This is a genomic window from Natrinema pallidum (assembly GCF_005890195.1).
In the GTDB taxonomy this organism is placed as follows: Archaea; Halobacteriota; Halobacteria; order Halobacteriales; family Natrialbaceae; genus Natrinema; species Natrinema pallidum.
In genome coordinates, this window is sequence record NZ_CP040637.1 from 1,169,273 (window position 1) to 1,188,577 (window position 19,305).

Sequence of the window (19,305 nt, forward strand, 5' to 3'; positions counted from 1 at the left end):
TCTCACGTCGACACGCACGGACGGCGTTCGATTCGTGACCCGACGATGTCCATCCCCAGCTCGGAACGATGTCGCCACTCGACCGAGCGGCGACTCGAGAATACACGAGATCGTCGTCTCCCCACTGCGGAGCCGCTACCGATCGACGCGACGACAGGGCTTGACTCGCTCGAGACCGAGCGAGCGTTCGTGAACGTCCGCGTGCGTTGCCCACCGACCGCCGGGTCGCGACGAGCGCCGTTCGCGACGGCTTAGTGGGCTGGCTCGACCGCAACCGCGGAGATCGATTCGGCCGTTCCGTTCTCGGCCGTTCCGTCGTCCGCCGCTCCGGCGTCGCTCGAGTCCGCGGTCCCGTCGTCGGCGGTTTCGTTGCCGGACGTTTCGTTGCTCTCGTTGCCATCGGGCTGTTCCGCGGTCTCGACTTCCTCGAGACTGACGTCGACCGTGTCGCCGTCGATGACGGCGGTTTCGGAGACGGTCGCCTCGCCGGTATACCGCGTCATGCCGTCGTCGCCCGATACCACCGCGCCGATGGTGTAGTTGCCGGTGGCTTCGACGCTGCTGTTGGTGTAGCCGTCGTCGACGCCGAGTGCGTCGTCGGTCGCGTACGGAACGGTCAGTTCGAAGCGCCCGTCCGCAGCGGGGTCGGCCTGCTGCGTGTACGTGAACGTTCGGCCGGTGTCGGTCTGGAGTTCGACTCCGGCTCTGACCGTCGCGTTCTCGGTGTCGATTCCGCTCGCGCCGTCGATGCTCCCCGTGATGGTTGCACCCTCGACGCGCTCGAAGGTCTTCACCGACGAGACGACGTGGGCGTCCCACATCGGGGTTCCGAGGCCCTGATACACCTGATCGTTACTGCGGGCTGCGGCGAGTTGCGTCTGGAGCGATTGGGTCTGGTTACTCCAGCCGGAGCCTCTGAGCGAGACCGAGTTCCGGGGCAACAGACCGCCGCGTCCCCGCATCCCACCGACGACGGAATACTCGTCGCTCTCGTGAACGAGTCGGTAGTGTTCCATCCGCGCGGCGTCTTGGAGGTACAGCGACGCCATCGTCGTGTTGTCGTAGTTGTCGTTTACGCTCGGTGCCTCTACCGTTTCGTTACCGACCTGGAACGGTTGGTTCTCGACGTACGTGCCGTAATCCGGACCCGACCACTGCGTGATCGCCCCGAACTTCCCGCCGGCCATCTCGTCGTCGATCATGACGTACCGAATCTCCTCGTCGGTCTCGTTGCCATCGGTGATCGCCTCGAGCTCCGCGGACGACTTATCCGCGACGGAGCCGCCGGCGGCGATCCCGTCGAGGATCAGTTCCGCTCGTTCCTCCGACTGGGCGGTCAGATACGCTGACGACGATTTCGCGTTCTGCTGGAACGGGTTCGAGTGGGGAATCCGTTCGGCCTGGGTCGTCACCAGGTGGCCGTAGTCCCACCAGGACATGACCCCGTACGACCCCTCGGGATAGTCGTAGTCCCCGTCTTCAGGGGTGTACGTGCCGTAGTAATCGATCTGACTCGCGTTGTCCGCACCGCCGTAGTTGCCGACCGCGGGCGTGTTCTCCTGTAGCCACTCGTTCGATCCCTCCCACTTCATCGAACTCGACTGCGGCCCGGTCTGTTCCGCCTGCCCCCAGGCCGTTGCGGTTGCCAGCGGCGGCAACAACGGGGCAAACAGGAGCAAGACGACCAGTGCGATAGTGATGACCTGATAGGTCTCGACCGATCGCAGCGACTCGAGACCGCCCGTCAGGTCCAGACTGAAGAGCCGGATGAGTTCAGCGACGAACGCGGCGTTGACGATCGCGACCGCGAGCAGGAGGTAGTACGAGAAGCGGATCTGGGTCGCCGCCATGCTGATCAGGAACACCGACCAGACGACGACGAGCGTGTGTTCGGCGCGGAACTTGCGGCCCAGAAGGGGACGAAGCAGGAGAAACGCCAGTCCGGCAACCATCGTGACGAACGCGCTCCCGAACTCGGCGAAGGTGTGTGGCAGGAAGTTCTCCGGCGGGGACGCTTCCTGAATGGTGGTGTCGGTAGTTGCCTCGCCGAAGGGAACCATCCGCCGCGTCGCGTTACCGATAATCGCATCGAACAGGTCGGGAAGGGCGAGCCACATCACCAGAAACGTCGCGGCGATGAGCCCACCGACCGCGACGGGATAGTACCGTCGCTCGAGGTTCCGATCGTTCCACTGTCGGGCGAGCCAGGCCATGAAGACACAGCCGGCTGCCACGAGGACGGCGGTCAAGGGCTGGAGGAGACCGAAACTCGTCGAGCCGGTACTCCCCGGTGCTTCGATGAGCAGTGCGGTCAACACGGCGGTCACGCCGAGACTCACCGCACCGACGAAGGCGACGTGATCCGGCGAGACCCCGCGGAGGTAATCGAGGGAGAGCTGGACGGTAAAGAACACCGCGAGGATCCCGATCAGTAGGACCGCGGACGGCCAGATCCAGATGTAGAGCGTGAGCGCGAGTCCCGCCAGCCCGCTGTAGATGGCGGGCGTTCGGAGCGTGGTCCAGTCTCGATCGGCGACGAGTTCGTAGATCGGTTTTTCGCGTTCGGCGACGGTGACCGCGACCATCATCGCGAGGATCGCGAGTCCCATGAACAGGACCTCGGCGACGTGGTGGTCGAGTTGTCCGACCGTCGACCGACTCAGGAACTGGCCCCGCGAAAGGGCAAGGATCAGCACGGAGACGATTCCGCCGATCGTCCCACCGAGTCGGCGCCCGGCGTAGAAGACCGGAATCGCGACGAGCGCGGCCATGACCGGAATCGAAAGCAGTGAGACCGTATACAGCGTTTCAGCCGACGGATCTCCGAGCCCGACGATCATCGCCACGGTGACGATGAGTTGGTCGAACAGCGTCCCGAACTGGCCGACGTAGGTGCCGGTCGGGAACCCGGTCCAGGCCTCGTACGGCATCGTGTGCGGATAGTTCTCGGCCGTCCAATTGATCGTCCGCCAGTGATACCACGAGTCGATGCCCGCCAGCGCGGGCGTTCCGTCCTCGGTGACGAACCGGCCGTACGACTGGGTTCGCAACCAGACCATAAACAGCATCACGACCCCCAGAACGGGGAAGTGATACCAGTCTCGGAACGACTCGAGGAGGGTCGTTTCGGTCCCGTCCTCGACGCGTTCGGTGTCGGTACTCATTAGCTTGCACCAGACCGAACCCAAGAATAAGTCTTATTATATACACGCGGCCGTTGGAGCTCCGGTCTCGAGCCGTCTCGATCGCGCGTCTCACCCGGGCGTGGCCGTCACGGCGACCCCGTTCGAACGAAAAAGCTTATTCGCGACTCACCGAAATCCGACGGCAATGAAGGTTTCCGTCGTCGTCTGTACCTACGCGATGGACCGCTACGATGTCTTTTCGGCGTGTGTCGACAGCGTTCTCGCTCAAACCTACGAGCCGCTCGAGATCGTCCTAGTCGTCGACGGGAACGAGGCGGTTTTCGAGCGCGTTCGGGACGACTACGGCGACCTCGATGACGTCGTCCTGCACTGTAACGACGAGAACCACGGGATTTCCTACAGTCGAACGCGAGGCGCGAAGATCGCGACCGGGGACGTCGTCGCGTTCATCGACGACGACGCCGTCGCCGAGGACGACTGGGTGGCGGAGTTGGCTCGCGGCTACGACGAGACGGACGCGATCGCGGTCGGCGGCCACGTCGCCGCCGACTGGGTGACCGAAAAGCCCGATTTCTTTCCCGCGGAGTTCTACTGGCTCGTCGGGTGTGACGAGCGCGGCATGGGCGAGCACATGGAAGAACTGCGGAACACGTACGGCTCGAACATCTCATTCCGGCGAGACGTGTTCCTGAACGTCGGCGGCTACGACGAGAACACGGGTCGCAAGGGAGACCGCCATATCCAGGCCCACGAAGCGCCAGTGTGCATCCGAATGGCGAATCAATACGGGAAAGGCGTGATCTACAACACCGACGCGGTTGTTCACCACAAGCTGTTCGACTACCGCGGCGACTTCCGGTGGCTCGTGTTCCGCTCGTTCTGGCAGGGGTATTCGAAACGGATCATGGACCTGTTGTTACCCGAGGCGTCGGGAGACAAAAACGAATACCTGCAACGGCTTCTGCTCGAGTTCGTCCCGAGTCGGCTGTCGGATCTCGTTCGACGCCCGTCCAGTGCGAAGGTCCAACAGCTCGTGACCATCTTCGTGTTCACCGCTGCGGTCGGCTTCGGCTACCTCTACGGACTGTTCGATGTCGATCGTTCACGTCTGCGTTCCGGACGGGAGAACACGGCCTGAACCGAGAGACACGGGCAATCGTCACGCCTCCGGTCACTCTTCGAATGTCGGCAGCCCGCGCTCGCGGCTGCTCTCCCGGTCGTCGGCGAGGTATTCCCGATAGTACCCAATTCCGCGAACGGCGGTGAGCAGAGTCGAGAGCGCACTGAAAGCGATGCGATCGGTCCGCGGGAGATTCCGGTCGGGAGCCTTAACGCCGCTCGGTCGTGGCGGAACGCCGGGTGTCCCGTATCGATCCGGGTGATAGCGTTGGAGTTGACAGAGACCACGACCCACGCGCAGGTCCTTTCTGACGAGTTCGCACAGCGAGTTTCGCGTTGGATGAACCATCGAGACGCCCTCGGCAAACGCCGTGTCGTATCCCGCGTCGTGAACCCGGTTCCCGAACTCCTTGTCGCCGCCGGAAACGAGTCGGTGATCGAAGAGTCCGACATCCGCAAACACTTCGCGGCGGACGAACAGACAACACGTGGGGACGAACTGCTGGTGCTCGAGGTACTGGGGAACGGGAAATCCAGTGTGGTGATCGTATCGTGATGCGAGTGTCGGGCTGTCAGGGAGGGTCAGTTCGACGTTGCACCCCATATAATCAGTAGCAGCCGTGTCGAACGCCTCGAGTGCGTGCTCGAGCCACTCCTCCGGAACGGTCATGTCCGCGTCGACGAACGCGAGTATATCACCGTCTGACGCTCGAATGCCGGTGTTTCGAGCGGCGTATGATCCCTGTCGCTGGGCCTCGACCAGCGCCCGCGCGTTGTCGGCACCGTCGAGGCGGTCCGTGATGACCGCTCGCGTCCGGTCCGACGAACCGTTGTCAACGATCAAGAGTTCGTACTCGTCCTCGGGCAGGGACTGGGACCGCAATGACGCGATCGTCGTCGCGATCCCGCTGGGATCGTTGTAGACGGGAACGATCACCGAGAGATCGGGCGATACGGAAGCCATACGAGTTAGTCGCGTGAATGGTCGGAAAAAGTCATCGTTACTAAGGGTCGCCGGAAGGCGGGACGACGCCGAGTACGGTCCGTGGACTATCGGGAACGTTCGACCCCGAAGTGACCGTGGACGACTCACCGGAGGTCAATTCGGCCGGTTTCGTGGGTCTCGCTACGCGTCGAACCGATACATACTTTCCCGTCGAACAGGATGCTTACCGCTATATGTCCCCTCCGAACGTGCTCTTGATCGTTCTCGATAGCGTTCGTGCCCGGAACACCAGTCTTCACGGGTATCACCGCGAGACGACGCCTGTTCTGGACCGTTTTGCGGAGGGGGCGACGTGGTATACACAGGCTCGCGCACCCGGGGTACATAGTATCACCAGTCACGTCAGTCTGTTCACCGGTTACGCCGTCGCACAACACCAAGCGACCGATCACGGCGTCTCGCTCGAGTCGGGTCACACGATCTGGGAGACGCTGGCCGAGCAGTACGGCTACGAAACCGGACTCTTCACCCCGAACTCGATCGTTTGTGAATCGTCGAACCTTGCCGACTTTTTCGACTATTCCGTCGGCCCGAAACGCCGGATCGAAGCGTTCCCCGAGGCGATCTCGCCACAGGATATCTCGGGAGACCCGTCCTACGTCGAATACGTTGCGGAGTGCCTTCGTGACGACCGGCCGCTCCGGTCGATCTGGAACGGACTCGCTCGGCTGACCGAATCCGGGTCGCTCGCACACGCCCCCTCGAAAGAACACGGCGGTATCTACGCGGACGAACTGCTCGAGTGGGTCGACGATCGGACCGGGCCGTGGGCAGCGTGTCTCAACCTGATGGACGCACACTACCCATACGTTCCGGCCGACGAGTACGATCGCTGGGGGGGTCGGAAACTCCGGGCGATTCGAGACGACGTTCCCGACGGTCCGCTGGTCAATGCCGGCTTTTTCGAGGACAGACCATGGTGGCAACTCGCGGTCCTCGAGACGATGTACGACGGCTGTATCAGACAGGCCGATGCGCATGTCGGTGAGTTACTGACCGGGCTTCGCGAGCGCGGCGCGTTCGACGATACGCTCGTCGTCGTGACGGCCGATCACGGTGAAGGGTTCGGCGAACCGAGCGTCGTCTCGCCGAGCGCGCGACTCGTCGACCACAACTGGGGGATCGACGACGTAATAACGCACGTCCCGCTGGTCGTTAAGCAGCCGAACCAGCGAAAGGGTGAAACGATCACTGACCCCGTCTCACTTGCCGCGTTTCCGTCGGTCGTCGAGCGAACGCTCGAGGGGGAGAGCGTTCCCTCGTTCGTGTCCGACGAGCCGGTCCTGACGACGTGTTATCGGCTCGAAAAGCCCGACGAATCGCTGTCGATCCCGCGGGCAGAGCAAGAACCGTACCTCGGTCCCTGGCACGCCCGCTATCGGCCGGTCGAGCACGGCGTCGAGACGGATGTCCATCATCGAGGGACCGAGATGACCGTTCACTCCCCCGATCCGCGATCGTCCTACAAGCGGTCACGAGATCCGCCGGGCGATTCGATCGAATCGACGATCGACGCGCTCGAGCGAGTGAACGTCGTGGCCGGCGAACGCGACCTCTCGGACGACGTCGAAACCCGTCTCGAAGAACTCGGGTACAGATAACCCATGACAGTGAACACAGCTCGGACCGGCGGCGAGCGGGAGGTGAGGTGAGTCAGTATGCGGCTCGGTCAACAGTCGTTCGTCTATTTCCTCGCGAAGAACGCCGCGTACGTCGTCTCCTTCCTGGCAGTCGTCTATTTCGCCCGGCTCGTCGATCCGAGTACGCTCGGCATCTACTACGTCGTCATCGGACTCCTCTCCTGGTTACAGCTGCCCGGAAACATGGGGATTTCGTCGGCGATCAAAAAACGGGTCAGCGAGGGAACCGATGCCGACGAACACGTCACGGCCGGCGTCATCGTCATCGGAGCGTTGTTCGTCATTACGGCAGCCCTGTTGTTCGTCTTTCGTGGGCACGTCACGGCGTACATCGGGGCCGACGTGACCGAATATCTCGTCTTCCTCCTGTTTGCTGGCCTCAGCTATTCGATCGTCCAGGCCGTGCTCGAGGGCAGACAACTGGTCCACGTCTCCGGACTGCTCTTCCCGGTGAAAGTCGGCGGCAGAAGCCTCTTGCAGATTCTGTTGGTAATCGCTGGGTTCGAACTCGTCGGCATGCTCGTCGGATTCGCTACCGGCGTCCTCGTGGCCGCCGTCCTGGGAGCGACCGTGCTGGCGCTCCGGTTCCGGCGACCGGCCAGGCGGCACTTCGAAAACATCGGTTCCTTCGCGAAGTACTCGTGGCTCGGATCGGTCCAATCGCGGACGTTCAACTGGATCGATATCCTCATCCTAAACGTCTTCGTCTCCAGCGCACTCGTCGGGTCCTACTCCGTCGCGTGGAACGTCGCGGCCTTTCTCAATACCTTCGGCGTATCAGTCAGTCGATCCATCTTTCCGGAAATCAGTAAGCTATCGACGGACGATGGTATCGATTCGACGACCCACTTGATCGAAGACGCACTCTCGTATGCGGGACTGATGCTGATCCCCGGATTTATCGGTGGGCTACTCATCGGCGATCGGGTGATACGACTGTACGGGGCGAAATACGTCACCGGAACGGCAGTTCTCGGAATCCTGATCGCAGCCTGTCTGGTCAACGGTTACCAGCGGCAGCTCCTGACGACGTTCAATGCGCTCGATCGTCCCGATCTGGCGTTCCGCGTCAACGCGGTTTTCGTCGCGAGTAACGTCGTACTCAACGTCGCTTTTGTCACCTGGTTCGGCTGGATCGGGGCGGCGTACGCGACGTTGCTCACCGTGTCCGTCGCGACGTGTGCGTCGTTTCTCCTTCTTTCCCGACTCGTTACGTTCTCCGTCCCAGTTACGGAAATCGGCCGCCAGTGGCTGGCGGCGATCACGATGGGCGTTGTCATTCACATCACTGAACCAACAATTGCTGCACTCGAGGGGGCGATCCCGTTCGGGACGGCCGTCGGAACGATCTGTCTCGTTGCGATCGGGGCCGCCGTCTACTTCCTGACGCTGATCGGCATCTCGAGGCAGTTTCGGACGACGGTCGGCCGAAACCTCCCCGTGGACACACCGTGGTAAGACACAGTCCGATACATATTACTCACCGTCGCCGGATGTCCCCAGCGTGAACCTGCTGCGACGCGCGTTTCGGAAGTACCGGATGTCGGGCATCGAGCCGGTCATCTCGGAGGCACAGACGCTCATCTATCGTGATCAGATCCTGTCCGATCTGTTCGTCGAACGCTGGTTCGACCGGCTCGAGACGGAGGGACGGCTACTCACGAGGCCAGCACTTCGCGACCGAGCCGAGTGGACGGTCGATCCGACGCCGCCGGACTCGGATATCGTCGAAAAAGGGAGTTTACACATCGGTGAGCCGTTCGCGAACAAGGAGATGAAAGCACTTACCGCACCGCTCGTCGCGTCGTTTCCCAACGGTCGACTGCTCGGCCCGGTCGGACTCGGGACGACCGAGAACGGGGCCCTGATCGCGGATACGATCGCACGACCGGAGAATACGACCCGTCGGCTCCCGATCGGAATCGGGACCCTCGCGGCCGAAAACGGCGTTCGTCGGACCCGGTCGGCGCTGTTCGGTTCCGGCCCCGCCCCAACGCGGCGGGTCGAACGGGCGAGTGCGATCCTTCCTCTCTGGAACAACTACTACCACTGGACGGTCGAGTGTCTCCCCCGACTCCGTTCGCTCGAACAGTACGCGGCCGAGACGGGAACGAGACCGACCGTCTTCATCCCGTCGGAAGCGTCCGGCTGGATGCGCGAGTGGCTCTCGATTCTCGGCTGGGAGGCGGACGTCGAACCGCTCTCGAACGAGGTCATCGAAGCGGAGCAGTTAGTCGTCACGTCTCACCCCGAACCGATTCCAGCGGACTGTACGTGGCTTCGGGACCGCGGACTCGAGGCCGTCGACCGGGACGATGACTCGAGCTCGCGGCGGATTTTCATTTCGCGGACGGACGCGACCAGACGGCGTGTGAGCAATCGCGCTCGATTGGACCCGCTCCTTGAGGAGTTCGGGTTCGAATCGTACGTCCTCGGAGAGCTCACGGTTACCGAACAGATCGAATTGTTCTCCGAGGCCGAAATCGTCCTTGCACCACACGGTGCAGGACTTACGAACGTTCTCTTCGGCAGCGATCTCTCCGTCGTCGAACTGTTCGGACCAAAGAAGAACACGACGTTCTATCGGCTTGCGGACCTGTGTGGCCACGAGTATCGATCGCTCGAATGTCCCTCCGACGGGATCGATATCGACGTCGATCTGAACGTCTTGCGAACTGTACTGGAGCAACTCACGGAATGAGGTGACCGCGCATGGCCGATGATCAAATCCGGGTCGACGCCGAACCGGTAGCTCCAGTAGCGTTATGGCAACCGCCCAACGAGAGGTTCGCATGCCCTCGCCCAACGTTCTTCTCGTCGTTCTCGACAGCGTCCGAGCGGCGAACACGAGCCTGCATGGTCACCACAATGAGACGACGCCGACGCTCGAGGCGTTCGGCTCGACGGCGACGGTGTACACGCAGGCCCGATCGCCCGGCATCCACAGCATCGCGAGCCACGTCAGCCTGTTCACCGGATACGAGGTCGCCGAACACCGCGCAGTCGACCACGCGGCGGCACTCGAGCCGGGAACGACCATCTGGGAGGAACTCTCTGAGACGGGATACCGGACGGGGCTGTTCACGTCGAATAGTGTCGTCGCCGAAGCATCCTCGCTTGCCCGCTCGTTCGACGATGTGGACGGCCCCTCGTCCTCGACGTATCCGTTTCCCGACGCGCTGTCGCCCGACGAGCTGAGCGGCGAGACTGGGAAGCAGGAGTTTCTCAGGGCCGCACTCGGTAGCGACAGCCCGATTCGCTCGCTAGCAAATGGCGTCAGCGATCAAGTGAGACGAATTCGCGGACCGACAGTCGATCACGACGAAAGCCGCCGCCATATCGACTCGTTTCTCGAGTGGACGGACGAGCAGACGCAGCCGTGGGCAGCGTGCCTCAACCTCATGGACGCCCACTATCCGTACCTTCCAGCGCCGCGCTACGACCGATGGGGCGGATCACGGCTCCGCGGACTGCACGAGGAGATCAGCGAGCCGCTGCTACGCGAATTTCTGGGTGACCGACCGTGGTGGCAACTGCGCGCGTTCGAATCGTTGTACGACGGCTGTATTCGTCAGGCCGATGCGCTCGTCGGTGAGTTACTCGACGCGTTGCGCGCTCGGGACGCACTCTCGGAGACGTTACTCGTCATTACGTCCGATCACGGTGAGGGGTTCGGAGAGCCGTGTGAACTCGGAACTCCGGTCCGACTGATCGATCATAACTTCGGACTCAACGAGCAGTTAACGCACGTTCCGCTCATCGTGAGCCACCCCGGTTGCGACCGGAGTCGGACGATCGACGAACCGGTCTCGCTGGCTCAGTTCCCCGATGTCGTACGCGCACAACGCGAGGGATGTCAGCGGACGTTCAAACGCGATGAGCCGGTCCTCACCACGACGTACCGCATCCAAGAACCGGGTACCGAACTCCCGCTCGAGGACACCGACCGGGCTCCGTACTTCGGACCGTGGCACGCGACGTATGGGACCCAGGACGGAGTCGTCCGAAAGGACGCCCTTCACGGCGAGTACGATGCACAGATGACGATTCCGAACGCCCGAGAGCGGTCCGTCGTCGGCCGCGCCGATCGGACGCGTGTCGAGGAAACCATCGCCTCGCTCGAGTCGGCCGCCGTCGTTTCCGGGCAGCAGCAGGTTTCGGATTCGATCGAACAGCGACTGAGCGATCTCGGCTACATACGGTAGTTTGAACGACCGGTCGTATACCGATCGACCAGCTCATAGATTCGTCGATGCAGTCTTGACGAATCGCCGCCGTCGTGGCCCCGAGCCGCAGATCACTAACTGCCCGGACCGGTCAGCGTGAGGAGGTACGACCCCGAAGACATATACTGTTCAAGTGTAATCGGTTGGCACATGCAAGCAGTCGTGTTAGCCGCCGGGAAGGGAACCCGCCTCCGGCCGCTCACCGAGGACAAGCCGAAGGTCCTCGTCGAAGTCGACGGCAAGCCGCTCATCGAGGACGTCATGGACAACCTCATCGAGGTCGGCGCAACTGAGTTCGTCCTCGTCGTGGGTTACATGAAAGAGAAGATCATCGAGCGCTACGGTGACGAGTACGAAGGCGTTCCGATCACGTACGCTCACCAGCGCGAACAGAACGGCCTCGCCCACGCCATCCTCCAGGCCGAACCGCACGTCGACGACGACTTCATGCTGATGCTCGGTGACAACGTCTTCCGGGCGAACCTCGGCGACGTGATCAACCGCCAGCGGGAAGAACGAGCCGACGCCGCGTTCCTGGTCGAGGAGGTCCCCTACGAGGAGGCCTCGAGATACGGCGTGCTCGACACCAACGAGTACGGGGAGATCGTCGAGGTAATGGAGAAACCGGAGGACCCGCCGTCGAACCTCGTCATGACGGGCTTCTACACGTTCACGCCCGAGATCTTCCACGCGTGTCATCTCGTCCAACCCTCGGACCGCGGGGAGTACGAACTGCCGGACGCGATCGACTTGCTCATCCAGTCCGGCCGGACCATCGACGCCATCCGGATGGACGGCTGGCGTATCGATGTCGGCTACCCCGACGACCGGGACCGTGCCGACGAACGGATCACGGAGCAGGAAGCCGAACCGATCGGGCAGTAAGCCCCGTCTCCCGCTCGAGCGACGGGTTCGTCCTCGCGTCGAGCACCGACTCGGGACGACCCAAAAGCGACTAATCACCGCCCGTCCTCTCACGCCACATGAACGTCTCCATCATCGGGAGCGGCTACGTCGGTACCACCGTCGCCGCCTGTCTCGCGGATCTCGGTCACGATGTCGTCAACGTCGAGATCGACGAGGGGATCGTCGAGACGATAAACGCCGGCGAGGCCCCGATCCACGAGTCGGGACTCGCGGAACGGATCGCGGAACACGCGGGAACGACGCTCCGCGCGACGACGGAGTACGACGCGGTTCGCGAGACGGAGGTCACGTTCCTCTGTCTGCCCACGCCGCAGACGGCCGACGGCAGTCTCGACCTCGCGATCATGGAGGCCGGCGCGGAGTCGCTCGGTCGCGCACTCGCCGCGACGGACGACGATCACCTCGTCGTCGTCAAGAGCACGGTTCTCCCCGGGACGACCGAAGACATCGTCGGGCCCGTCCTCGAGCGGGAGTCCGGAACCGAGATCGGCGACGGGATCACGCTCGCGATGAATCCCGAGTTCCTCCGGATGGGAACGGCGGTTCGGGACTTCCTCGAACCGGACAAGGTCGTCTTCGGTACGGCCGACGACGAGGCCGCCGCGACGCTGCGAGAGCTCTACGCGCCGATCCTCGAGCGAACCGAGACGGACCTCGTCGAGACCGATATCCGCGAGGCCGAACTCATCAAGTACGCGAACAACGCCTTCCTCGCGTCGAAGGTCTCGCTGGTCAACGAACTGGGAAACATCGCCAGGGAGTACGGCGCGGACGCCTACGAGGTGCTCGAAGCGGTCGGGCTCGACGAGCGGATCTCGGAGCGATTCATGCGGTCGGGACTGGGCTGGGGCGGCTCCTGTTTCCCCAAGGACGTCAACGCCCTGCGGGCCGGCGCTCGCGAGCAGGGGTATGACCCCGAACTTCTCGATGCGGTCGTCGCGGTCAACGACGAGCAACCGCGACGGCTCGTCGGGTTGCTCGCGGACCACGTCTCCCTGTCGGGGGCCCGAATCGCGGTGCTAGGGCTGTCGTTCAAGCCCGGTACCGACGACGTCCGCAAGTCCCGTGCGCTCGACGTGATCGCGGAGTTGACCGAGCGCGGTGCGGACGTCGTCGCGTACGACCCCGTGGCAATCGAGAACGTTCGGCCCGACTACCCCGACATCGAGTACGCCGACACGGCCGAGCGTGCACTCGCGGGCGTAGACGGTGCCGTCATCGCGACCGATTGGCCGGAGTTCGACGACCTCTCGTTCGACGGAATGGCCCGCACGGTCGTCGTCGACGGGCGTCGGATCGATGTCGACGAGGACGCTCTCGACGTCTACGAAGGGCTGACGTGGTAACCCGCTTCGGGGCCACCCCCCGCGAATTCGGCTCGTACTGCCCGTAAAAACCCGACAGTGGGCAATCAGTAACCTTTTGCAGTTCGATAGGGGAATTACTCCCCGATGGAAGACGACGCGGTCGACACGGGCGTGAGCGTCAACTCGAACGGCGGCGAGACGGTTGCCGCCACGGAGGTGGCGACCGAGATCTCACCCGAGGAGGTCTGCGTTCTCATTCCGACGCTCAACGAGGCCGCCACGATCGCGGACGTGATCGAGGGCTTCTACGATCAGGGGTACACGAACGTCGTCGTCGTCGACGGCGACTCGAGCGACGGCACCCGTGAGATCGCCCGCGAGCACGGTGCGGAGGTGGTGGTCCAGTCCGGTGACGGAAAGGGCCAGGCCGTCCGCGAGGCCCTCGAGTACATCACCGTCCCGTACGTGGTGATGCTCGACGGCGACGGCACGTACGATCCGGCCGACGCCGATACGATGCTCGAGCCACTCGCACGGGGCTACGAACACGTTATCGGGAACCGATTCGCCGATATGGACGACGACGCGATGCGGGCGCTAAACGGCGTCGGGAATCGGCTGATAAATCGCGCGTTCGGGTTCGTCCACGGGGCTAACTACGAGGATATTCTCTCGGGCTATCGGGCGTTTACCGTCGACTCGTTCAGGCGACTCTCGCTCGATTCGGACGGGTTCACGATCGAAACCGAACTCGCCGTCGAGTGTGTCAAACACGGCGTCGAGACGACGGTCGTGCCGATCAGTTACAGCGCCCGCCCGGACGAGTCCGAGACCAACCTGCACCCGGTCAAAGACGGCGGGACGATCCTCCTGGCGCTGTACTCGCTGGCGAAGATCAACAACCCCCTGTTCTACTTCGGGAGCCTCGGGATGGCCGGGATCGTCTCCGGCGGCTTCATCGCGGTCTACGTCCTCTGGGAGTGGCTCCGCTACCAGCAGGGCCACGAGATCATGGCGCTCGTCTCGGCCGCCGCGATTCTACTGGGCGTCCAACTGCTCATGTTCGGCGTCCTCTCGGACATGCTCGTGACCTTACATCGCGAACAACGCCGACGCCTCGAGCGAATCGCTCGCAACGAGCGCGACGAGTGAGTGCGCGGGCGCTCGGAAACGCAGAAACGTGACGACGGCGTCCCGACCGAGCGGGCGCGCGAACTCGTCCTCAGAACGGGAGCAGGGAGCGGACCTGCGCGACGACGCCGCCCGAGTTGTTCCGGCGGTACGCCTCGAACGGTTTGTGGAGTTGGTTCAACAGTTCCTGCCGGGAGTCGAACTCCGCCGTCGGTACTTCGGCGAGCATCTCGCTCAACGGCACGTCGTTCCCGTGTACGTCGTAGGGGATGCGCTCGTGGCCGAGTTCGGCCTCGATGTCGTCTTTCGTGGCCGGAAAGGACAGGTCGGCATCCCTGAGATGAGCGTCGACGGCAGCGATGCCGAACTCGATACTGTCGGGTTCCTCGTTGTCTCCGCTCGATGGTGGCCGAACTCCCATGCCTGTACGTCTCGCTACGGAGCCGACTATAAAAATGGCTTGGACGCGACCGGCGAGGGACGGCGGTCGCCGTAGTCGGCACCGACCCGTCCGACTGTCGAGCGTCGTCGCCACCCTGTCGACACTCCTTTGGGCACCGCGCCGGAGTATGGGATATGACCGAGTACACCACAGTGTCGATCCCGAAGGACCTCGCGGATCGGGTCGAGGAGACCATCGAAGGGACGAGCTTTCAGAGCACGAGCGATCTCGTCCGGTTCCTGTTGCGCAGCATCGTCATCCAGCACCAGAAAGAAGGCGAACTCACCGAAGCGGAGTTCGAAGAGATCACCGAGCAACTCCGCGGACTGGGCTATCTCGAGTAGGCGCTCTCGTGACGGGGTCAGATAGTAGCAACTGAACGTCACTGCACACCTGATCGCAGGACGGTGTTGCGATCAGTATGTGCATCGTTTCAGTTGCTACGATAGCTCGAGGACGCGGCGTCGTTTCAGTCGGTCAGCGACTGTCCCGGCGGCGAGGCGTCGATGATCTCGAGGGGCTGGCGCTCGCCGCCGCGGTCGAACGCGCCGAACGACCGGTCGTCGACGTCCCAGGGTGGCACGGCCACGAAGATGACCTCCGCGAGATCGTCCCGCCGCGTCACCTCGAGTTCGCCGACAGGGTGAGAGACGAACCGGCCCTGTGCCTGCCGGGCGGGCGTCGAGAGATCGACCCCGAAGACGGCGTTGACCGGGTTGCCGGGGTCGGGGAGGAAGAAATCGGTGAAGACCGGCGTGTCGGGTGGCAGCCCGTCTGCACCGTCGAGTTCGCTCGCGGGGATCACCGAGACGCCGGTCGTCACGTCGTCGGGATCGGCGTCGCTGGCGAGCGCCAGCAGGATATCGACGAGCCCGCGGGTTACGTAGACCACGGGTGTGCTATGAGTGGCCGGTAGTTAGATGTATGCCCATTGGCGGCGGCTCGGGACGAGCGACCGACACCGGGACCTCAGATCGGAAGCATCTCCCACGCCGTTTTCGCGTACAACTGGGGCGCTCGCTTGCGGGATCGGGAGAGCGCCGCCTCGAGAACGCGCGCAGCGTCGTCCATGACGCCGGCACCGTGGCCGACGAGCACGCGTTCGGGTGCGACGCCGCGGAGGGCCCTCCGAGGGGGGGTCAGTCGCAACATCGGATGGACGCCGAGTTGCTCGTCGCCGGTCAGGAAGTAGTCGACCGCCCCGACGGATTCGGGAACGACGAACGTCCCGTCGGCGGGGTTATAGAGGGCGACCTCCTGCCAGAAGCGGCTGTCGATCACCGGGATCGCACGGATACCGGTATCGGAGAGTTCGTCGTCGAACCGGGCGACGGCGGCGTCGATCTCGTCGGTGACGCCCTCGAAGAAGTCGGGGAGATAGACGGGGACGTTGTGGCGGTTCGCGATCGCGGCGGCGTCGCGTTTGTGCCGGTCGAGTCCGACCACGACGCCGGCTACGTCGCCGAACTCGGCGACGAGTTCGTCGATCCCCTCGGCGTCGACGGGGTCGACGAGCCAGACTTCGCCGTCCACCGCGATCGCGTGGCTGGCCCGTTGCATCCGTTCGTCGGGATGGGCGATCCAGCCGACGCCGCTGTCGAAGCGGTCGATCTCGCGAAAGTCGGTCGCACGCTCGTCGGCACGAAAGCTCATGTCGACGGGTACGGTCGCTCAGTGCATAAACGTGGGTAAACGGTACGTCATGCAGTCGCCGTTGTCGACTCGGAGCGGTGCCTCGATGATCGCTCGCGGCTCGGTGCAGTCGCGTCGGGCGACGCTTCTATGCACGCCCGCCGCGTACAGCCGCCCATGTTATCCGGGCTGGACTGGCTGGCGCTCGAGGCGAAGGACCTCGAGTCGGCACGGGAGTTCTACGCGGAGCGGCTTGGACTGGCCATCCGCGAGCAGCGACCGGACGAACTCGTCTTCGCGGCGGGAGAAACCGACCTCGTGTGTCGTCGCCCCGATGCGCTCCCGCGGGGCGGGTTGCACACTCACTACGCGTTCTCGATTCCCGACGGCGAGTACGACGACTGGTGGGCTCGGCTGGCCGCGGCGTACGATCTCGAGGAGGCCCAGTTCGGCTCCGCACGGTCGCTGTACCTGTACGATCCCGACGGGAACTGCGTCGAACTCGGCCAGCGGGACGTGACTGGCCCGGGCATCGACGGGATCTTCGAAGTCGTTCTCGAGGTCGAGCGCCTCGAGCGTGCGCGGGAGTTCTACGAGGACCTGGGCTTCGAGGCGGTCGACGCGGGCGACGACCGCAAGCGCGTGCGATTGCGCGGGCCGATGGCGCTGGAACTCTGGGAACCGCACCTCGGGATCGCCGATGCCCGCGGCGGCGTCCACGTCGATCTCGGATTCGAAACCGCCGCTCCCGAAGCGGCACTCGACTCGGTGGCCGATCGCGTTCGCTCGCTCGAGCGAGCGAGCGACGACGCGGTCGTCGTGCGCGATCCCGACGGTCATTTCCTGACGTTCACGTCGGCGTGAGCGGCCGGCAACGGCGCGACCGGGTCCCGGTGCGACTTCACGCTCTGAAACTCCCGAGTGAGGACTTTACAGTCTCACCCCCTCGTGGCAACCATGTCGGTGCCCGCTCGCGGCGTGGCTGTCGTGTCCGGCAGTCTCGTCGCCGTGCTCACTGCGCCCACCGGGATCGGAGCCGCCCTTGGTGGCTGGATCGCTGCCAGTCGGACGGATGGCCCGAACGCGGGAGCGGTCGCGGGTGGGACGGTCGGCGCGCTCGCCGCGATCCCGTGGATGACCCTGGTGTACCTGGCAAGTACCGGGATGGTCGGCCGAATCGGCTATCGCAGCGAGTGGCTACGGATCGGCCTCACTCCGGCCGCGCCCGAAACGCTCGGTCCGACTCAGGAGGTCGCGCTTACCGTTCTCGTCGGGTTCGGAATCGTTACCGCCGCCGTTTCGGGCGGGTTCGTCGCCGGTCGATCGACCGACGGCTCCGACGGGGGTCGGCGGGACCCGATGCGAGCCGACTCGGAACTGTCTCGGACCGGCGACCGGTCGGATCGCGATTAGAGCCGCTCCGTACTCACGTCGACGCCCGGCGGCGTGACGATCAGAAAGCCACGGAAGTGGACGAGTTCGCCGCCCGATTCCTTGATGTCCCGTGCGAACCCGGCAGCCAACTCGTTGACATCGCCGTCGACGTTCAGGATGAGAACGTTGCCGTTCGAAATCGTCTCGAGCCATTCGTCGGCCGGCGTCTCCCCGTCGAGGACGCCGAGGACGAGGCTGCCCTCGAGATCGAGTTCGTCGTCGATGTGTTCCTCGACGGCCCGAAGATCGAGGTCGAAATCGCTCATACGGGGTGGGTCGAACCGGGGCGAGAAAAACGTTCGCCTCCACCCGTTTGTGCTGGCTCACTCGCGTCGCTCGGTCGGGGTGGCTATCAAGTGCGGACCGATCAGTCCATGGGGAACTCCTTCTGGAAGCCGCGGAACTCGGTGCGGTGGGCCTCCTCGTCGGCCAGGATCGTCACCGCCACGTCCTCCGTGACGGGGTCGTTCGCCTCGGTCGCGGCCTCGATCAGCGACCGGTAGGTCTCGATGGCGGACTCCTCGGCCGCAAGGACGCCCTCGATGACCGACTGCACGTCGGTCGTATCCGCGGGCGGCTGGAGGCTGTGTTGGTCGGCTGCGAACGATTCCGAACCGGGCGGCGACTCGTCGAGTTGTTTCAGCCGGTCGCCGAGCAGCCGTGCGTGGTCGAGTTCCTCCCGAATGTCCTCCTCTAAGCTCGTCTTGACCTCCTCGGCGTGGATGCCGTCGAGGACGATCGCGTTGGTCTGGTAGTTCATCACGGTCTCGAACTCGTCGATGTACGCCCCCGTCAGCAGGTCGGTGATCTCGTCGGTCGTCATGGACGCCGTCCTACCACGACCAGTTATAAAACACTCACACGCGGGCCGGTTCGTCCGCCCCGCCGACGGAGGGCGTTTACGGGTTCTGTCGTCACTCGAGGTGACGGGACCACTACCGTTCGTTCCGGTGCGGATCGGATCGATACCAGTGGCTGGACGAATGACCAGTTATATGGCCTACAACTCACGGAGAGGTCCATTCATCAAGCTGGGGTGGGGGTGAGGATGACCGAACGTCTATCGACGGCCGCGCGCCAGCGCTTTCGGGTGCCGGTCGCGGCGGAGCGGAGTATAATTCGCGGTGAATCCGTGGGAATCGAGCCGAACGGCGGAGTCCATCTAAACAGTACTAGGAGATACGGTCAGATAATAGGCCGACGCAGTCGTGCGGTTTTGAAACCATCACGGTTGATTATGCGTTATCCGCCCGCCGAGCATCGTTGGTCGCAGCGGTAGTTTTATATACATCGTC

The 19,305-nt window shown here is 63.7% G+C and carries 18 protein-coding genes; 11 read left to right on the top strand and 7 right to left on the bottom strand.

From position 1 onward, the window contains the following. Positions 1 to 251: 251 nt before the first annotated feature. The gene (locus FGF80_RS05650) at positions 252 to 3,164 is read right to left on the bottom strand and encodes an oligosaccharyl transferase, archaeosortase A system-associated (protein ID WP_138652724.1); all 2,913 of its coding nucleotides are present in this window, start codon (positions 3,162 to 3,164) and stop codon (positions 252 to 254) included. 166 nt (positions 3,165 to 3,330) lie between these two features. Here FGF80_RS05650 and aglG point away from each other — a divergent pair, with 166 nt between their 5' ends. Then, a complete protein-coding gene (gene aglG / locus FGF80_RS05655; protein WP_138652726.1) occupies positions 3,331 to 4,284 on the top strand; it encodes a glucosyl-dolichyl phosphate glucuronosyltransferase in 954 nt (317 codons plus the stop codon). A 33-nt stretch (positions 4,285 to 4,317) separates the two neighbouring features. Here the strand turns inward: aglG and FGF80_RS05660 are convergent, their stop codons facing one another. Continuing rightward, positions 4,318 to 5,229 (bottom strand): glycosyltransferase, encoded by a 912-nt coding sequence (locus FGF80_RS05660; RefSeq protein ID WP_138652728.1) that lies wholly within the window; start codon positions 5,227 to 5,229, stop codon positions 4,318 to 4,320. Between the two features lie 215 nt (positions 5,230 to 5,444). Between FGF80_RS05660 and FGF80_RS05665 the strand changes: the two genes are divergently transcribed. From FGF80_RS05665 to aglJ, 7 genes are all read left to right on the top strand, one after another. Beyond that, positions 5,445 to 6,872, top strand: a complete 1,428-nt coding sequence (locus FGF80_RS05665) for a sulfatase-like hydrolase/transferase (RefSeq protein ID WP_138652730.1) — start codon at positions 5,445 to 5,447, stop codon at positions 6,870 to 6,872. Between the two features lie 57 nt (positions 6,873 to 6,929). Further along, complete coding sequence (locus FGF80_RS05670; protein ID WP_138652732.1) at positions 6,930 to 8,369, top strand: oligosaccharide flippase family protein; 1,440 nt, start codon at positions 6,930 to 6,932, stop codon at positions 8,367 to 8,369. Positions 8,370 to 8,415: 46 nt separating this feature from the next. Then, positions 8,416 to 9,612 (top strand): glycosyltransferase family 61 protein, encoded by a 1,197-nt coding sequence (locus FGF80_RS05675; protein WP_138652734.1) that lies wholly within the window; start codon positions 8,416 to 8,418, stop codon positions 9,610 to 9,612. A gap of 91 nt (positions 9,613 to 9,703) precedes the next feature. Beyond that, on the top strand, positions 9,704 to 11,116 hold the full coding sequence (locus tag FGF80_RS05680) for a sulfatase (protein WP_175416991.1): 1,413 nt from the start codon (positions 9,704 to 9,706) through the stop codon (positions 11,114 to 11,116). 171 nt (positions 11,117 to 11,287) lie between these two features. After that, positions 11,288 to 12,022 carry a UTP--glucose-1-phosphate uridylyltransferase AglF gene (gene aglF / locus FGF80_RS05685; RefSeq protein ID WP_006186101.1) on the top strand — a complete coding sequence of 245 codons (735 nt, stop codon included), beginning with the start codon at positions 11,288 to 11,290 and terminating at the stop codon, positions 12,020 to 12,022. Positions 12,023 to 12,120: 98 nt separating this feature from the next. Beyond that, positions 12,121 to 13,410 (top strand): UDP-glucose 6-dehydrogenase AglM, encoded by a 1,290-nt coding sequence (gene aglM, locus FGF80_RS05690; RefSeq protein WP_006186100.1) that lies wholly within the window; start codon positions 12,121 to 12,123, stop codon positions 13,408 to 13,410. 105 nt (positions 13,411 to 13,515) lie between these two features. Further along, complete coding sequence (aglJ, locus tag FGF80_RS05695) at positions 13,516 to 14,523, top strand: S-layer glycoprotein N-glycosyltransferase AglJ (RefSeq protein WP_138652738.1); 1,008 nt, start codon at positions 13,516 to 13,518, stop codon at positions 14,521 to 14,523. 70 nt (positions 14,524 to 14,593) lie between these two features. Here the strand turns inward: aglJ and FGF80_RS05700 are convergent, their stop codons facing one another. Next, positions 14,594 to 14,923, bottom strand: coding sequence for a DUF5789 family protein (locus tag FGF80_RS05700; protein WP_006186098.1), 330 nt, complete (start codon positions 14,921 to 14,923; stop codon positions 14,594 to 14,596). 155 nt (positions 14,924 to 15,078) lie between these two features. Here FGF80_RS05700 and FGF80_RS05705 point away from each other — a divergent pair, with 155 nt between their 5' ends. After that, positions 15,079 to 15,288 carry a ribbon-helix-helix domain-containing protein gene (locus tag FGF80_RS05705; protein WP_006186097.1) on the top strand — a complete coding sequence of 70 codons (210 nt, stop codon included), beginning with the start codon at positions 15,079 to 15,081 and terminating at the stop codon, positions 15,286 to 15,288. Positions 15,289 to 15,413: 125 nt separating this feature from the next. On the opposite strand, the gene FGF80_RS05710 is transcribed toward FGF80_RS05705, so the two are convergent. Next, positions 15,414 to 15,836: an MPN domain-containing protein gene (locus FGF80_RS05710; RefSeq protein ID WP_138652740.1), complete on the bottom strand. Its 423-nt coding sequence runs from the start codon at positions 15,834 to 15,836 to the stop codon at positions 15,414 to 15,416. A gap of 77 nt (positions 15,837 to 15,913) precedes the next feature. Next, on the bottom strand, positions 15,914 to 16,597 hold the full coding sequence (locus FGF80_RS05715) for a hypothetical protein (RefSeq protein ID WP_138652742.1): 684 nt from the start codon (positions 16,595 to 16,597) through the stop codon (positions 15,914 to 15,916). Positions 16,598 to 16,753: 156 nt separating this feature from the next. Between FGF80_RS05715 and FGF80_RS05720 the strand changes: the two genes are divergently transcribed. Then, positions 16,754 to 17,440, top strand: a complete 687-nt coding sequence (locus FGF80_RS05720; protein WP_049908124.1) for a VOC family protein — start codon at positions 16,754 to 16,756, stop codon at positions 17,438 to 17,440. Between the two features lie 93 nt (positions 17,441 to 17,533). After that, positions 17,534 to 17,989 carry a hypothetical protein gene (locus FGF80_RS05725; protein WP_006186093.1) on the top strand — a complete coding sequence of 152 codons (456 nt, stop codon included), beginning with the start codon at positions 17,534 to 17,536 and terminating at the stop codon, positions 17,987 to 17,989. Here the strand turns inward: FGF80_RS05725 and FGF80_RS05730 are convergent. After that, positions 17,986 to 18,276 (bottom strand): DUF5779 family protein, encoded by a 291-nt coding sequence (locus FGF80_RS05730; protein ID WP_006186092.1) that lies wholly within the window; start codon positions 18,274 to 18,276, stop codon positions 17,986 to 17,988. The two genes, FGF80_RS05725 and FGF80_RS05730, sit on opposite strands and share 4 nt — an antisense overlap. Before the next feature lie 101 nt (positions 18,277 to 18,377). Continuing rightward, the gene (locus FGF80_RS05735) at positions 18,378 to 18,833 is read right to left on the bottom strand and encodes a ferritin-like domain-containing protein (RefSeq protein ID WP_006186091.1); all 456 of its coding nucleotides are present in this window, start codon (positions 18,831 to 18,833) and stop codon (positions 18,378 to 18,380) included. Positions 18,834 to 19,305: the final 472 nt, after the last annotated feature.

Bases quoted from the DNA above. Each gene is read 5' to 3' on its own strand.
- FGF80_RS05650 (WP_138652724.1), bottom strand. From the start codon at position 3,164: ATGAGTACCGACACCGAACGCGTCGAGGACGGGACCGAAACGACCCTC.
- aglG (WP_138652726.1), top strand. From the start codon at position 3,331: ATGAAGGTTTCCGTCGTCGTCTGTACCTACGCGATGGACCGCTACGAT.
- FGF80_RS05660 (WP_138652728.1), bottom strand. From the start codon at position 5,229: ATGGCTTCCGTATCGCCCGATCTCTCGGTGATCGTTCCCGTCTACAAC.
- FGF80_RS05665 (WP_138652730.1), top strand. From the start codon at position 5,445: ATGTCCCCTCCGAACGTGCTCTTGATCGTTCTCGATAGCGTTCGTGCC.
- FGF80_RS05670 (WP_138652732.1), top strand. From the start codon at position 6,930: ATGCGGCTCGGTCAACAGTCGTTCGTCTATTTCCTCGCGAAGAACGCC.
- FGF80_RS05680 (WP_175416991.1), top strand. From the start codon at position 9,704: ATGCCCTCGCCCAACGTTCTTCTCGTCGTTCTCGACAGCGTCCGAGCG.
- aglF (WP_006186101.1), top strand. From the start codon at position 11,288: ATGCAAGCAGTCGTGTTAGCCGCCGGGAAGGGAACCCGCCTCCGGCCG.
- aglM (WP_006186100.1), top strand. From the start codon at position 12,121: ATGAACGTCTCCATCATCGGGAGCGGCTACGTCGGTACCACCGTCGCC.
- aglJ (WP_138652738.1), top strand. From the start codon at position 13,516: ATGGAAGACGACGCGGTCGACACGGGCGTGAGCGTCAACTCGAACGGC.
- FGF80_RS05700 (WP_006186098.1), bottom strand. From the start codon at position 14,923: ATGGGAGTTCGGCCACCATCGAGCGGAGACAACGAGGAACCCGACAGT.
- FGF80_RS05705 (WP_006186097.1), top strand. From the start codon at position 15,079: ATGACCGAGTACACCACAGTGTCGATCCCGAAGGACCTCGCGGATCGG.
- FGF80_RS05715 (WP_138652742.1), bottom strand. From the start codon at position 16,597: ATGAGCTTTCGTGCCGACGAGCGTGCGACCGACTTTCGCGAGATCGAC.
- FGF80_RS05720 (WP_049908124.1), top strand. From the start codon at position 16,754: ATGTTATCCGGGCTGGACTGGCTGGCGCTCGAGGCGAAGGACCTCGAG.
- FGF80_RS05725 (WP_006186093.1), top strand. From the start codon at position 17,534: ATGTCGGTGCCCGCTCGCGGCGTGGCTGTCGTGTCCGGCAGTCTCGTC.
- FGF80_RS05730 (WP_006186092.1), bottom strand. From the start codon at position 18,276: ATGAGCGATTTCGACCTCGATCTTCGGGCCGTCGAGGAACACATCGAC.
- FGF80_RS05735 (WP_006186091.1), bottom strand. From the start codon at position 18,833: ATGACGACCGACGAGATCACCGACCTGCTGACGGGGGCGTACATCGAC.